The sequence below is a fragment of the Kitasatospora purpeofusca genome (genome assembly GCF_000718025.1).
GTDB classification, from domain to species: domain Bacteria; phylum Actinomycetota; class Actinomycetes; order Streptomycetales; family Streptomycetaceae; genus Kitasatospora; species Kitasatospora purpeofusca.
On the sequence record NZ_JODS01000035.1, the window covers coordinates 23903 to 37631 of the forward strand.

Genomic DNA, 13729 nt, shown 5'->3' on the forward strand with positions numbered 1-13729 from the left:
CGGCGGCGCGCCGTTGCCAACCGATGTAGCGTGGCGCTTCATGGTCATCACCTTCGAGCTGGGCGTCGAGGACCTCGCGGACACCCGTTTCGCCCTCTCGCCGCTGAACGAGACCGTGCTCAGCCTGCGGGTCCTGCGTGAACCGGGCCTGTCGGCGGTGCACCTGCCCTGGCGGCGGTCCGTACTCCGGTCCCTCGGCGAACTCGACGGCTTCGACAGCGGGTTGCTGCTCTCCCTGGTCGCCTCGCGGCGGACCGTGCCGGACTTCCTCACCCCCCGTCCGGAGGCCTTCGCGCCGACCTTCGAGGAGGAGTTGGCCGTCGTCCGCCGCACCGCCCCCGCGCTGGTCCGGCGGGACCTGCTGGAGACCCACCTCCCCGATCCGCCGCCCGAACCCCTGCGCGCCGCGCTCGACCGCGCCGGCGACGCGGCCGTCCGCCGGCTTCGCGACGCGCTGTGCGAACTCCTGCGGCGCTACTGGGAGATCGCGCTGCGTCCGGAGTGGCCGGGGATGCGGCTGCTCCTGGAGGCCGACATGACCTACCGCGCCCGCCGGCTCGCCCTCGGCGGCGCCCGCCTGCTGTTCGCCGACATGCACCCCTCGCTGCGCTGGCACCGGGGCGTCCTGCACATCGGCGACATGATCGGACGGCACCATGTCCTCGCTTCCGGGCGGGGGTTGCTGCTCCTGCCGTCCGTGTTCGCCCACAAGCCGGCGCCGCCGCTCAGCCCGGACGGCGCGCCCACGCTGGCGTATCCCTGCCGGGGTGTGGCGACCCTCTGGTCCCGCCCGCCCGTCGTCGAGGCCCCGGCGCTCACCGCGCTGGTCGGGGCGGCCAAGGCGAGGCTGCTGACCATGCTGGGCGAGCCGCTGGCCACCGTCGAACTCGCGCGGCGGCTGCGGGTCACGCCGAGTGCCGTCTCGCAGCACCTGCGGGTGCTGCACGCCAACGGCCTGGTCGCCCGGGCTCGGGACGGGCGGCAGGTGCTCTACCGGCGGACGGCGTTGGGGGACCGGCTGGCGGGTGGGGTGGGGGAGTAGGCGGTCAGTGGGGCGGTGGGGCGGTGGGGTGGCCGGGTGGCCGCCCCGCCGACCGGCCGGTTCAGTGCGGGGCGGGCGAGGTCGAGAGCGTGGCCGGGTCGGTGTTGGCGCCGCACAGGATGACGCAGACCTTCTCGCCGTCGGCGGGGCGGTAGCCGTAGGTGGCGTCTGTGCTGTCGGCCCCGTCGTCGGTGAGCAGGGCGGCGAAGGCGGTGGCGGCGCCGTGCTCGACCAGGATCCGGCGGTCCTCCCAGAGTTCCCGGCGGGCCCGGACGATCGCCTCGTCCGGCACGAGCACCGAACGGGTGCCGGTGGCGTCCCCCTCCGGCCGGGCGGCGTCCACAGCCAGGGCGGTGGCCCGGCGGGCGCCGAGCGAGTCGCCGGCGACCGAGTCGACCGTGACGTCCACCGGCCGGCCCGCCGCGAGAGCGGCGTGCAGCGCCCGCGAGTGCTCGGGCTCGACCGACACCGCGCGGATCCCGTGCTGCCGGGCGGCCGTGGCCACGCCCGCGAACAGCCCGCCGCCGCCGACCGCGACCAGCACGGTGTCCAGGCCGGGCACCCGTGCGTGGATCTCCTCCATCAGGGTGCCCGCGCCGGCCGCGATCAGCGGATGGTCGTAGGCGTGGCTCGCCAGCGCGCCGCTGGTCGCGGCGAACTCCTCGCAGGCCGCCAGCGCCTCGGCGTACTCGGTGCCGACCAGCCGGACGTCCGCCCCGTACGAGCGCAGCCGGGCGATCTTCACCTGCGGAGCGTTGGCCGGCAGGAACACGGTCGCCCGCACTCCCTGCCGGAGCGCGGCCCACGCGCACGCCAGCCCGGCGTTGCCGCCGGAGGCGATGGTGACGCCCGCGTCCGGCAGGGTCCCGGCCTCCCGGTGGGCCCGGAGGAAGTTCTGCGCGCCGCGCGCCTTGAACGACCCGGTGTGCTGGAGGTACTCCAGGGCAAGCCACAGCTCGGCGCCCTCGGTGCGCCCAGAACCCCCGGTGTCCCCGAGGCCCTCGGCGGGCGCGACCGCCACCGGCCGGACGTGGCCGGCGATCCGCTCCGCCGCCGCCTTGATGTCGTCGTAGCCGAGCTGGTGTCGCATGGTGCCGCCTCCAGGGATCCGCGTTCCGGTACGGCGTACCGTACGCTGTGCCGCATGCCCCGGCAATCCGCCTCCCTCGACCGCGCCACGCCCGAACGCATCGCGGTCGCCGCCCTGTCCGTCGTCGACGGCCAGGGCCCGTCCGCCCTCAGCTTCCGGACGCTCGCGGCCCACCTGGACATCTCGGTGGCCTCGCTCCAGCGCCGCTGCACCGATCTGGCGGGCCTGCTCGACCTGGTCACCGACCACCTCGCCGAACGGCTGCCGGAGATCGCGCCCGGCACCGCCTGGGCCGACGCCACCGAGACCCGGTTCACCGCGCTGTACCGGCTGCTGACCGCCCACCCCGGGCTCGTCGCCCTGCGCGGCAGCCGCCCCTGGCTGGGCCGGAACCTGCTGGCCCGGCTGGTGGAACCGCAGCTCGCCGACAGCATGGCGGCCGGGATGACCGCGGAGGAGGCGATCACCGCGTACCGGCGGATGTACCTGCTCACCCTCGGCAGCGCGAGCTTCGTCGACCACCGCGACCCCGCCGCGACCCGGGCCGCGACCCGCACCGCGCTGGCCGCGCTCGACCCGGACACCTATCCCGTGCTGAGCGGCCGGCTCGCCGAGATCGTGCCCGTGGTGACCGACCACGAGGTGTACTACGGGGCGCTGCGCCAGCTGATCCGGGCTGCTGCGCCGTCGTCGGCTGTGTCCTCGCCGGCGGCGTCCGACGGCTGACCGGTGCCCCGGTGGCCGGTGCCCGGAAGGGTAGTGGTGTTCTTCCCCATGGGCCGCCCCGTCGCCGGTCCGGGTGCGGAGGGGCCCGTCCGGTCCGGCGCGTGCAGGCATTCCGCGCGCCGGACCGGCTCCCACCGTCGACGAGCGGGTCCCGCGCGGTCTGCCCGACCTGCCCGATCTGCGTGCCGGAGTGCCTGAACGGTGCCGGACCTGGGAATATCCTTCGAACCGTACGAGAACGAAGAACTGTACGAGAACGAGAACTGAGGGTGGGCGACATGATCGGTGCGGTGCTGATCGGGATCCTGGCGCTCGTCGTCGGGGGCTGTGTCTGCGTGGTGTGGGCCGACCGCGGTGGTCCCCGGTGGACGCGCGCCGTGGCGGCGGCGACCGTCGGTGCGGGTCGGGCGGTGCGGCGCTACCAGAAGGCGCAGGGCCGCAAGGGCAACAACGGTCCCGAGACCCTCGGCGGCGGTGACGCGGGGTAGGTGCGTGGCCGTGGTTCGCGGCGCATGTGGCTTTCACTGGTGCCCCTGCCGATCGGCAGGGGCACCAGTGCGTCGGGCGAGGCGGAAATGTGCCGATCGGTACAGGCGGACGGTGGTGGGGGAGGGGCAGGCTGGGGGACGTCGGGCTGCCGGTGGGGCGGCCCTGGAAATGAGGTCCCGTGGTCGACCACCTCTCCCGCCGGGTTGCGGGCGCCGAGCTGCTGCGCCGCCTACTGCCTGCGGCTGTCCGTGAGTTGCTGAGCGTCGTCGCCACCGCCGTCCGCCGCGCGTTCCGCTCCACCGGCCGCCCCGGCGTGACCTCGCGCGCGGTGCTCCGGAGCACGGCCTCAGCGGTTGCCCTCGACGCGCTCGACCCGGACGACGATCGTCCGCCAGAGCCAGCCCACCGAGAGCGGCAGCGACACCAGGCCGAGGCCGACGGCGCCGCGCATCCGGTTGCCCGCGACGCCGCCGCAGTCACCGGTGGCCCGAGAGTCGTCGAAGGCGTCGTAGAACACCGGCGAACCGCAGTGCACCGTCGTGCCGTTCCGGTACTCGTGCGAGGCCGGGACGAAGGCCATCCCGATCGCCCACAACCAGGCGGCCAGCGCGAGCAGCCCCAGCGCGTGCACTCCCCACCCCCGCGAACGCTCGGCGCGCCGCCACGCCCGCTCGTCACGTTCCCTCAAGTACTCCCCGACGTCCATGCCGTTCCCCCACTCCGATGCGATCGACGGTCGGGGGAGAGCATCCCAGGCCGCGTCATCCCGCTTCCCTTCCGCCTCCCTTCCCCTCCCTGCTTCGCGCCGGAAGTCGGCGTCACCGACTTCCCACTCCGGTACGGCGGTCGGCCGTGACGCCGGTACCGGGCGCTCGTTGCGCGGGGCGTGAAGACGACCCGCGCCCTCGCCCTCCTCGCGACCACGCTGCTCACCACCGCCCTCGCGAGCGCCCACGGCCCTCTCGGCAGCGCCGCCACGACCTCACCCACCACCGTCCTCGCCCCGGGGACGAGTGCTCCAGGAACGAGCGCCCCGGGGACGAGCCTGCGCCTCACCGTCGCGCACGGTGAGACCCCCTCCAGCGGAACGCCCCGCACCGTCACCCTCGAATGCCCGCCCTACGGCGGCACCGCCACCACCCACCCCGACCCCGCGACCGCCTGCCGCCTCGTCGACTCCGTGAACGGGGACCTCGGCCGACTCGACGTCGACCCGGGTGTCTGCACCGACCAGTACGACCCCTACACCGCCACCGCCTCCGGCACCTACCGGGGGCACCCGGTCTCGTTCCGGCACACCTACGGCAACCACTGCGTCCTGCTCCGCACCACCGGGGCGGTCTTCGACTTCTGATCCCCGGGCCTTCGGACCCCGGCCGCCCAGCGGTGTCCGGGGTCACTCGAATACCCGTGCGCGAACTGAGTGATCGTTCTGCTTCAATGTCTCGTCCCCGTCGAGACGCGCGAGATCCCCGCCGTCTGGGACGGGGGTTCCGACGAGATGGGGGAAGCATGTACACGAGACGACGGGGCTCCAGACCCGGCGTGAGGTCGGGCCGCTGGGCGGTTCTCGCCGTGGCGGCCGGCCTGACGCTGTTCCCGGGCCTGGCGACGGCGGCCTCGGCCACCGGCCCCGCGACGGCTCCGGCGACGGCACCGGCAGCCGCAGCAGCGGCCCCGGCCGCACCGGGAGAGACCACGGCCAAGCTGGCCGGCGGCGCGCTCCCCGACCAGCAGGACCTCGCCGGAGCCTTCGTCCCCAGCGGCCCGACCCGGCTGCTGGACACCCGCGACGGCACCGGCACGGGCGGCGACGTCCGGCCCGTGGGCCAGAGCCCGTTGATCCTGGACGTCTCCGACGTGTCCGGCAACCCCTCGGTCAGGCCGACCGCGGTGGTCCTCAACGTCACCGTCACCAACCCGACCGGTGACAGCTACCTGGCGGTCTACGCGCCCGGCGGGGTCCGCCCCACCACCTCCAACCTGAACTTCTCGCCCGGCCAGACCGTGCCCAACCAGGTCACCGTCCCGGTCGGCTCCGACGGCCGGGTGGCCTTCTTCAACCACGTCGGTACCACCGACGTCATCGCCGACCTCGCCGGCTACTTCACCCTCGACAAGGCCGCGTCGACCTTCGTCGCCAACGGCCCGACCCGTCTGCTGGACACCCGTGAGGGCACCGGCACCGGCGGAGTGAAGGCCCAGGTGGGCGACAACGCCAGCATCGGACTGCAGGTCGCGGGCGTCGCGGGCGTGCCGGCCCGGAACGTCTCCGCGGTGGTCCTCAACGTCACGGTGACCGGGCCGACCGGCGAGAGCTTCCTGACGGTCTACCCGAGCGGCAACGCCGTCCCCTCGGCGTCCAACCTGAACTTCTCGCCCGGTCAGACGGTGCCGAACCTGGTCACGGTGCCGATCGGCGCGGACGGCAAGGTGGCGTTCTACAACCACGTCGGCTCCACCGACGTCGTCGCCGACCTCGCCGGCTACTACGTCTCCGGCGAGCCCCGGACCGGTGGCGTGTTCCGGACGCTCGGGACGCCGAAGCGGCTGCTGGACACCCGTGACGGCACCGGCACCGGCGGCGTGCGAGCCCAGGTGGGCGACAATGCGAGCATCGGGTTGCAGGTCGCGGGTGTCTCGGAGGTCCCGTCTCGCAGCGTCACGGCCGTTGTTCTCAACGTCACGGTCACCGAGCCGACCGCCGAGAGCTTCGTCTCCGTCTACCCGAGTGGCCGGAACGTTCCCTCGGCCTCGAACCTGAACTTCTCGGCCGGTCAGACGGTGCCGAACCTGGTCACGGTGCCGGTCGGCGCGGACGGCAAGGTGGCGTTCTACAACCACGTCGGCTCCACCGACGTGGTCGCGGACGTCTTCGGCTACTTCAGCGCGGGCGACCGGCTGGGCCTGTCCGCCCTGAGCTTCTCCCAGCCGACCGTCGACGCCTCCACCGGGACGGCCGCGGTCACCGTCACCTGGACCGTGACCGCCTCCGACCCGGACGCTCGCCAGAACGGCGGCACGATCGTCATCCGCCAGCAGGGCGACGCGCCGGACACCTACGTCGGCCAGAGGCGCGTGGTCCCCTTCCTCCAGGGAAGCAGCGGCTACGGGGCCGACTTCGTCTCCGGCAACGCGGCGAGCGCCACCTACTCGTACCGCTTCGCCGTGCCGCGCTACGCGGGCGCCGCCACCGCGAAGTGGGCGGTCTCGCTGGTGACGGTCCACGAGATCCAGACCCAGCAGCGCCAGGTGCTGGCCGGATCCGCCCTGGGCGGCTTCGGGAACGTCCTCACCGCGACCTCGCAGGTCTCGACGACGACGGCGCTCCAGCCGACCGTGTCGACCGTCTACACCGGGCGCCCCGCCTACGTGTTCACGGGCGACAACGCCTACGTGCGCTACGACCTCGGCATCCAGGAGCAGCAGTCGGGCTTCTGGAAGGGCACGCTGCAGCTGGCCGGACCCGGCGGTGCCATGCTCACCGGGTCGTTCGAGAATTCCACCTACAACGGGCAGCTCTACTCGACCTGCCAGCACGACGCCACCTACCCGACCTGCTACGTCCTGGTACTGATTCCCTCCACGGCACCGGCCGGGACGTGGAGCGTCTCCGCGGTGACGCTCACCAACAACGCGGGCCAGTCCAAGTCCTTCCGCGGGCTCAACGCCCCGCTGATCACCGTCACGTCCAACGGGACCGTCCAGGCCGGCGGGTTCACCGCGACGCCGAACGAGCTCAACACCTGGACGGGGCCCGCCGCGTTCAAGGTGTCGATGAACGTGTGGGGCGCACATGGGGGCGTCCGCTCGATCGAGTTGTTCTGGACCGGCCCGTGCGGCCCCTCGGTGACGTTCCCGACCGTGGAGCCGGACGGCAGGTACTCCGTCCCGGCCGTGCTCGGCCAGTCGAACAACGGTTCGCCGTCCGGCTGTGCCCTCACCGGGGCGGCTGTAACGGACGGCGCCGGGAACGTGGCCCTCTACGGTTCGGACTTCTCCGCACCGGGCATCGGCGTGCAGGTCCGGGGCGTCGGGAACACCACGCCGCCGACGGTGACTTCGGCGGCGCTGAACGTCACCAGCATCCCGCAGAGCCAGGCGCTCAACCGTTCCTTCGTGGTGTACGCGCAGGTGGTCGCTCCCGTCGCCCCGGTCAACGGGTACTGGTGCTACCTGTACGACAGCACGGGCAAGGTCGTGGGTCGGAATTTCAGTGGCACGACCGTTGGCCCGGACGGGAAGGCCATGCTTTTCGTCCCCGTCCCGTACGGGATCGCGGTGGGCACCTACACCGTCGGTTTCGAGGTCAGCGACGCCAGCTGGCTGAGCACCGGCTACGGCACCCCGGGCGGGCAGCCCGTCCCGGGTGGACCGCTCACGCTGGAGATCACCGAGGGGTGACCTCCGGCGAGAGCCCCGGCAATGGCTGACTCTGGCTGCCCGCTACGACGCGTCGTAGCGGGCAGCCAGCTTTCGTACGGTGGCGGCGATGCGTTCCCGCAGCGCCGCCGGTGCCAGCACCTCGACGTCCGCGCCCAGGCGGAGGAACTCCCCGTGCGCGTGCTCGACCGACTCGATCGGCACCCGGGCCTCCGTCCACTCATCACCACCCGAACGTGTGAGGCCGAGACGCCGCGCGCCCTCCGACGTCACCCGGACGAGTGCCTCGCCGGTGTGCAAGCGGGCCCGGAAGTCGGCCACATGCGCGCGCCAGTGGGCGCCGAGGTCGAACCCGGCGGGCGGCGCGGTGCCGGCTTCCTCCTCCAGGAGTCGCAGCCCGAGGATCTGGTCGACGCGGTACGTCCGCAGCCCGGACGCCCCGCCCGCGACCAGGTACCAGCGCCCGGCCTTCAGCACCAGCCCGTACGGCTCGACCCGCCGCTCGATCTCCTCCGGCGCCCGCCAACGCCGGTAGCGCAGCAGCACCGCCCGCCGCTCCCAGACAGCGGTGGCGACGGCCCCGAGGTGCGGGTGCGGCGCGCGGTCGGCGTCGCCGTACCAGCCGGGCGCGTCGAGCAGGAAGCGCTGCCGGATCCGTCCGGCGTGCTCCCGCAGGGCGGCGGGGAGCGCCGCGTCCAGCTTCAGCCGGGCGGTCGCGAGGGCCTCCCCGAGCCCGAGTTGGGCGGCGGCCTCGGGCAGCGCGGCGAGGAAGGCGGCCTGCGCCTCGTCGCCGGTGAGCCCGGTGAGGCGGGTCCGGTAGCCGTCGAGCAGCCGGTAGCCGCCGGCGTGCCCGGCGTCCCCGTAGAGCGGGATCCCGGCGGCGGCGAGGGCCTCGACGTCCCGGTAGACGGTCCGGACGGAGACCTCCAGCTCCTCGGCGAGCTGCCGGGCGGTCATCCGGCCCCGGTTCTGGAGCAGGAGCAGCAGGGTGACGAGTCGGCTCGCGCGCATGGCGTCGAGTATCCGCGACTCCACTGACAGAGGATGTCAGTGGAGTGTCCATAACCTGCGGCGCATGAACGATTTCGACTTCCTCCACGGCTCCTGGGACGTGGCCAACCGCCGTCTCGCCGCACCGCTGACCCCCGGCTCCGAGGTGTGGGAGGAGTTCCCGGGGCGGTCGGTGGTCCGGCCGCTGTTCGGCGGCGCCGGCAACATCGACGAGATCACTTTCCCCACCCTCGGTGGCCGCCAGGGAGTGACCCTGCGGCTGTTCGACCGGGAGGCCGGGCAGTGGTCGATCTATTGGTCCAGCAGCCGGACCGGCCGGCTCGACCCGCCCGTGACCGGGGGTTTCACAGGGGACCGGGGCGACTTCTACGGCGACGACAGCTACGAGGGACGGCCGATCCGGGTGCACTTCACCTGGCACCGGCTCGGCCCGGACGCGGCGCGCTGGGAGCAGGAGTTCTCGGCGGACGGGGGAGTGACGTGGGAGCTCAACTGGACCATGGACTTCACCCGCACCGGACCGGCGGCGGCCGGCCTGTGAACACTCTGCGTATTGTCGAACTCCGCCGCTACACCCTGTACCCGGGCGCCCGGGACACCCTGATCGAGCTGTTCGAGCGCGAGTTCGTGACCGGGCAGGAGGCGGTCGGCATCGCGGTGGGCGGCCGCTTCCGCGACCTGGACGACCCGGACCGCTTCGTCTGGATGCGGTCCTTCCCCGACATGGCGAGCCGCCGGCGCTCCCTGGAGGCGTTCTACGGCGGCCCGGTGTGGCGTCGGCACCGCGACGCGGCGAACGCGACGATGCTCGACAGCGACGACGTGTTCCTGCTGCGCGGCCCGGGCTTCGCCGCCGTGGACGCGGACGTGGCCGTCTCCGTCTGCCACCCCGAGGACGCGGCCGCCTTCGACGCGTACGCTGCTCAGCACCTGGACCCGTCCCACGCCCTCCACCGCACCGAGCACGCGCCGAACGACTTCCTGGCCCTCCCCGTCCGCGCGGGCGAGGACGTCCGGGTGTGGTTCAACGGCCCTGCCGAGGCGCCCCCGTGGCCGTCGGAGCGGCTGCGCCTGGCGAGGGTATGACACGACGGCGGAGTGGGAAGTCGGTGGATCCGACCTCCCGCTCCGCCGTTTGTTGCTTCGTCAGACCGTGAAGTCCGGAGCCTGCGCCTCGATCGCCTTGACGAAGGCGGTCCACTCGGCGCGGTCGAACGCGAGGTGCGGCCGCTCGGGGTTTTTGTCGTCGCCGACCCAGACGTCCCCGTTGGGGAAGCGAGCGACGATCACGCAGTCGCCGTTGCCCTCGGCGGAAAAAGGAGACTTGGACCAGCTCGCGTCGGTGGGATCGTGGTCGTAGGGGTCGTGCTTGTGGCTCACGTCAGCTCTTCCAGCTTGCGTTCGAGGGCGGCGATGGTGTCTTCCGGCGACAACGCGAACTGCTCGACGCGCACGAAGGTCCTCTCGGCTCGCTTGACGTCGCGTCCCGTTCTCCGAGGGAGCATACCGCCGATGGCTTCGACGAAGACGAAGCCGTCGGACTGGTCGTCAGGGAAGTGCATGAGAGTGATTCCCGAGGCCAGAATGCCTGGTCGACCCGCACTCAGCGGCACCATGTGCAGTGTCACATTGGGATAGTTGGCTACCTTGATCGCGTGCCGGATCTGTTCGGCGAGCACGCGCTGGTCGCCTGCGACGAGCAGTGCCACCTCTCCGAAGTACGCCTTGAACTCAAGCCGCGGGTCCTCGGTCAGCCTGCGCTGACGAAGGATGCGAACCTCGGCTCCCGCTTCGACAAGCTCGTCGTTGGGCGCGTCGACGCCGGCCGCGATCATCTCGCGGGCGTAGCCCTCGGTCTGGAGGAGGCCCGGAAACGCGGACGGGAAGTAGTTGAGTATGCGGGACGCGTCGGCCTCCAGCGCCAAGTACTCGGCGAAGGCCGGCGTGATCGTCTCGGCGTAGTCCAGGTCGCGCCACCACTGCTTGGGCGGGCTGTCGCCGAGGAGGCTCTCCAGATCCTCGCGATCCTGGCCGGTGACGCCGGCGTGGTCGAGCAGTTTGCCCAGATCGGCGCGGCTGAGCGGTTGCTGGGCGCGTTCGATTCTGCTCAGCCGACCGGGGCTTCACCCCTTCAGGCCGGCTGTCATGTCGACGAGGGTCCTGTTGTTCTCCAGCCGCCAGGCGCGCAGTTCGTCGCCGAGCCGGATCTGCCTGATCGCCGACAGTTGCTTGCTCAAGTGGCGTCCCTCCCATCGAGTATGGGTGTCCAGTCTCACCAGATCGAGGCCCGGGTCTCAAGTCCGCTTCAAGATCAATTAATTTCTTCGAGCAATGCTGTTGCAGTTTCGATTTTGGATGCCCCACACTCAACGTGACCGACCGGACACGCTCCTGAAGGGGCTCCTCCATGTCCACTCCGGGTATGCCTGCCTTCCGCACCTGGGAGGCCCAACTCGCCGATCACAGCACCTCGGTGCGCACCGCGCGCCGCGGTATCCGTGACCAACTGACCGCCTGGGGGTGGTCGGGCGAACGGGTCGACGACCTCGTCCTCATCGCCTCCGAACTGGTCACCAACGCCGTCGTCCACGCCTGCGCCGGCCACGGCGAAGTCCGGCTCCACCTGCAGGAGTTCGACGGCGACTGCCGGCTCGAAGTCTGGGACCCCCGGCACGACCTGCCGCTCCACTCCCGCACGCCGCGCCGCTTCAGCGAATGCGGGCGCGGCATCGACCTGGTCCGCCAACTCGCCCTCGACTTCGGGGTCGTCACCCGCAAGGGGGCCGGAAAGCGGGTCTGGGTCCGGATGCTGCTCGACCCCTCCGTCGCCCCACCACCGCTCGCCGGTTGAACACCCAAGGACCCGACCCCATGCACCCCGCCGCCATCGCCTTCCAGGACCCCGCCCGCCTGCACGCGCGCTGCGAGATCTCCGGCGTCCGCCGCTTCACCCTCCGACCGGGGTACGAGACCACCGTCGTCGTCCCGGACGAGGTCTGGGAACCACTGCCGGACGGCTACCCGGAGCGGTTCGCGCCGAGCATCTTCACCCGGGACAGCGGTCTCGTCGAACTCTTCCGTCTGCCCGACACCGTCTTCGACGTCCCCACCGCCACCGCCCTCGTCGAGATGCTCGGCGACGCCTTCCCGATCACCCTGGGTGAAACCACCGACCCACCGGGGCTCCCGTCCACCCACACCCACCCCGACACCGGCCTCCGTCTCGGCCTGCACGTCGACAACCACCAGCCCCTCCCGTACCCCTCCCGCGAGACCGCCCGCCGACGTCTCTGCGTGAACCTCGGACCGGGGAGCCGGCACCTCCTCCTCGCCACCACGGACATCAAATCCGTCTGCCGCACCGTCCACGCCGACTACGCGACCCACACCCCGACCACCGCCGACCTGCGCCTCTACGTCACCCTCCGCAGGCCCGTGCACGCCCTCCGGCTGCGCATCGACCCGGGGGAGGGGTGGATCGCACCGACCGCCGTCCTCCCGTACGACGAGTCGACGGCCGACCTGCCGCTCCCCTCCGTGACCGCCTCCTGGCTCGGCCACTGGGACCGCGGCCTCTTCCCGCCCCTGATCTGATCCCCCTCCCTCCCCTTCTGTGTCAGGCTGGAGGGTGCACGACCGAGGTCGGGAGGCTTTCGATGGCCGAGATCAGGGTGAACGGCGTGTCGCTGTACTACGAGACCCGGGGCGCCGGGCCGGGAGTGGTGCTGGTGCACGGTTCCTGGACGGACGCCGACAGCTGGGTACGGGTACTGCCGGGGCTCGCCGAGGAGACCACCGTCGTCTCCTACGACCGCCGCGGGCACAGCCGCAGCGAGGACCTGCTCACCCAGGGATCCGTGTACGAGGACGCGGCCGACCTCGCCGGCCTGATCGTCGGACTCGGCCTCGCGCCCGCCTACGTCTGCGGCGACTCCTACGGCGGCCTGATCGCCCTCCGCCTCGCCGCCGCCCGCCCCGACCTGCTGCGCGGCGTGACCGTCCACGAACCGCCCGCGACCGGCACCCTCCTCGCCGACCCGGAACTCCGCCCCCTCGGCGTCGCCTTCGCCGAACGCATCTCGGCGGTCCGCGAACTCCTCGAACAGGCCGAATCAGCGGCCGCGGCCGAGCTCTACACCAACACCATCGCCTTCGGCCCGGGCGCCTGGGAACAACTCCCCGCCCCGGTCCGCCACACCTACATCCGCAACGCCCCGACCTACCTCGACGAACTCCGTGACCCGGACGCCCTCGACCTCGACCTCACCGCCCTCAACCGCTTCACCGAACGCGTCCTCCTCACCCAGAGCGACGACAGCGCTCCCATGTACGGCGAGATCCTCGACCTGATCGACCTCTCCCTCCCCAAACCCGAACGCCACGTCTACCCCCACGCCGGCCACACCCCCCACCTCTCCGAACCCGAACGCTGGGTCCGTACCACCCTCCCCCACGCCCTGAACTGAACACCCACCCGGATAGGCTGCTTCACCAGGCCGACCGGAGGGGGAAGCATGGCGGCGCGCTCTGTCCTGTCCGTACGTTCTGCATGCGCACTCGCGATCTCGGCACTGCTGGCGAGCGGCTGTTCGGCCGGAGGCTCGTCCTTCGAAGCCTCCCAGAACGACATCATCGGGACCTGGAGCAACCCGAAGGGCACCCACCTCGTGATCGACCGGGGAGGCACCTTCCGCGCGGAGAACCTCACAAAGGCCGTCCCGGTACAGGACGGATGCGCCCAAGCCCTCTCCAGCGGCAAGTGGCTCCTGCTGGCCGACACCACCAATGTGGCCCGAACGAGCGACCCGCAGGGCTCGACCCTCGACCTGCTCCCCACCAACAGGGCTGAGACGCTCGCCTGCTCCGTGCTGGCAACCATCGCCAAGGACTCCACCGGCATCAACCTCTGTCTGGTCGAGGACGAGGACCAGACCTGCGCCGATGGAGACCTGCTGCGAAAGGCCCCGCCCGGCCAAGGCTGACCGTCC

General features: G+C 72.1%; 16 protein-coding genes. 11 read left to right on the top strand and 5 right to left on the bottom strand.

What is annotated here, in order from left to right; genetic code table 11:
• Positions 1-40: 40 nt before the first annotated feature.
• Positions 41-1042: an ArsR/SmtB family transcription factor gene (locus IF01_RS0134765; RefSeq protein ID WP_030397606.1), complete on the top strand. Its 1002-nt coding sequence runs from the start codon at positions 41-43 to the stop codon at positions 1040-1042.
• A gap of 61 nt (positions 1043-1103) precedes the next feature.
• Here IF01_RS0134765 and IF01_RS0134770 read toward each other — a convergent pair whose 3' ends face one another.
• Positions 1104-2132 (bottom strand): threonine/serine dehydratase, encoded by a 1029-nt coding sequence (locus IF01_RS0134770; protein ID WP_030397607.1) that lies wholly within the window; start codon positions 2130-2132, stop codon positions 1104-1106.
• Positions 2133-2186: 54 nt separating this feature from the next.
• Here IF01_RS0134770 and IF01_RS0134775 point away from each other — a divergent pair, with 54 nt between their 5' ends.
• The gene (locus IF01_RS0134775) at positions 2187-2858 is read left to right on the top strand and encodes a TetR/AcrR family transcriptional regulator (protein ID WP_037782295.1); all 672 of its coding nucleotides are present in this window, start codon (positions 2187-2189) and stop codon (positions 2856-2858) included.
• A 278-nt stretch (positions 2859-3136) separates the two neighbouring features.
• A complete protein-coding gene (locus tag IF01_RS0134780; RefSeq protein WP_208624390.1) occupies positions 3137-3346 on the top strand; it encodes a hypothetical protein in 210 nt (69 codons plus the stop codon).
• A 347-nt stretch (positions 3347-3693) separates the two neighbouring features.
• Here IF01_RS0134780 and IF01_RS0134785 read toward each other — a convergent pair whose 3' ends face one another.
• Positions 3694-4053, bottom strand: a complete 360-nt coding sequence (locus tag IF01_RS0134785) for a hypothetical protein (protein ID WP_157855435.1) — start codon at positions 4051-4053, stop codon at positions 3694-3696.
• Positions 4054-4233: 180 nt separating this feature from the next.
• On the opposite strand from IF01_RS0134785, the gene IF01_RS0134790 reads away from it, so the two are divergent.
• Positions 4234-4701 (top strand): SSI family serine proteinase inhibitor, encoded by a 468-nt coding sequence (locus IF01_RS0134790; protein WP_030397611.1) that lies wholly within the window; start codon positions 4234-4236, stop codon positions 4699-4701.
• A gap of 191 nt (positions 4702-4892) precedes the next feature.
• Positions 4893-7751, top strand: a complete 2859-nt coding sequence (locus IF01_RS44580) for a hypothetical protein (protein WP_030397612.1) — start codon at positions 4893-4895, stop codon at positions 7749-7751.
• A 42-nt stretch (positions 7752-7793) separates the two neighbouring features.
• Here IF01_RS44580 and IF01_RS0134800 read toward each other — a convergent pair whose 3' ends face one another.
• Complete coding sequence (locus IF01_RS0134800; protein ID WP_030397613.1) at positions 7794-8741, bottom strand: helix-turn-helix transcriptional regulator; 948 nt, start codon at positions 8739-8741, stop codon at positions 7794-7796.
• 64 nt (positions 8742-8805) lie between these two features.
• On the opposite strand from IF01_RS0134800, the gene IF01_RS0134805 reads away from it, so the two are divergent.
• Both IF01_RS0134805 and IF01_RS0134810 read left to right on the top strand, forming a co-directional pair.
• The gene (locus IF01_RS0134805; protein WP_030397614.1) at positions 8806-9282 is read left to right on the top strand and encodes a hypothetical protein; all 477 of its coding nucleotides are present in this window, start codon (positions 8806-8808) and stop codon (positions 9280-9282) included.
• Positions 9279-9827: an NIPSNAP family protein gene (locus IF01_RS0134810; protein ID WP_037782298.1), complete on the top strand. Its 549-nt coding sequence runs from the start codon at positions 9279-9281 to the stop codon at positions 9825-9827. The genes IF01_RS0134805 and IF01_RS0134810 overlap by 4 nt, the downstream gene beginning before the upstream one ends.
• A gap of 60 nt (positions 9828-9887) precedes the next feature.
• Here the strand turns inward: IF01_RS0134810 and IF01_RS0134815 are convergent, their stop codons facing one another.
• Both IF01_RS0134815 and IF01_RS0134820 read right to left on the bottom strand, forming a co-directional pair.
• Positions 9888-10121 carry a DUF397 domain-containing protein gene (locus tag IF01_RS0134815; RefSeq protein WP_030397616.1) on the bottom strand — a complete coding sequence of 78 codons (234 nt, stop codon included), beginning with the start codon at positions 10119-10121 and terminating at the stop codon, positions 9888-9890.
• On the bottom strand, positions 10118-10666 hold the full coding sequence (locus IF01_RS0134820) for a DUF5753 domain-containing protein (RefSeq protein WP_030397617.1): 549 nt from the start codon (positions 10664-10666) through the stop codon (positions 10118-10120). The genes IF01_RS0134815 and IF01_RS0134820 overlap by 4 nt, the downstream gene beginning before the upstream one ends.
• Positions 10667-11148: 482 nt before the next feature.
• Here IF01_RS0134820 and IF01_RS44585 point away from each other — a divergent pair, with 482 nt between their 5' ends.
• From IF01_RS44585 to IF01_RS0134845, 4 genes are all read left to right on the top strand, one after another.
• Positions 11149-11592, top strand: coding sequence for an ATP-binding protein (locus IF01_RS44585; protein ID WP_078880564.1), 444 nt, complete (start codon positions 11149-11151; stop codon positions 11590-11592).
• A 20-nt stretch (positions 11593-11612) separates the two neighbouring features.
• Complete coding sequence (locus tag IF01_RS0134835) at positions 11613-12335, top strand: hypothetical protein (RefSeq protein WP_030397619.1); 723 nt, start codon at positions 11613-11615, stop codon at positions 12333-12335.
• 62 nt (positions 12336-12397) lie between these two features.
• Positions 12398-13207, top strand: coding sequence for an alpha/beta fold hydrolase (locus IF01_RS0134840; protein ID WP_030397620.1), 810 nt, complete (start codon positions 12398-12400; stop codon positions 13205-13207).
• Positions 13208-13255: 48 nt separating this feature from the next.
• The gene (locus IF01_RS0134845) at positions 13256-13723 is read left to right on the top strand and encodes a hypothetical protein (RefSeq protein ID WP_030397621.1); all 468 of its coding nucleotides are present in this window, start codon (positions 13256-13258) and stop codon (positions 13721-13723) included.
• The last annotated feature ends 6 nt before the right edge of the window (positions 13724-13729 follow it).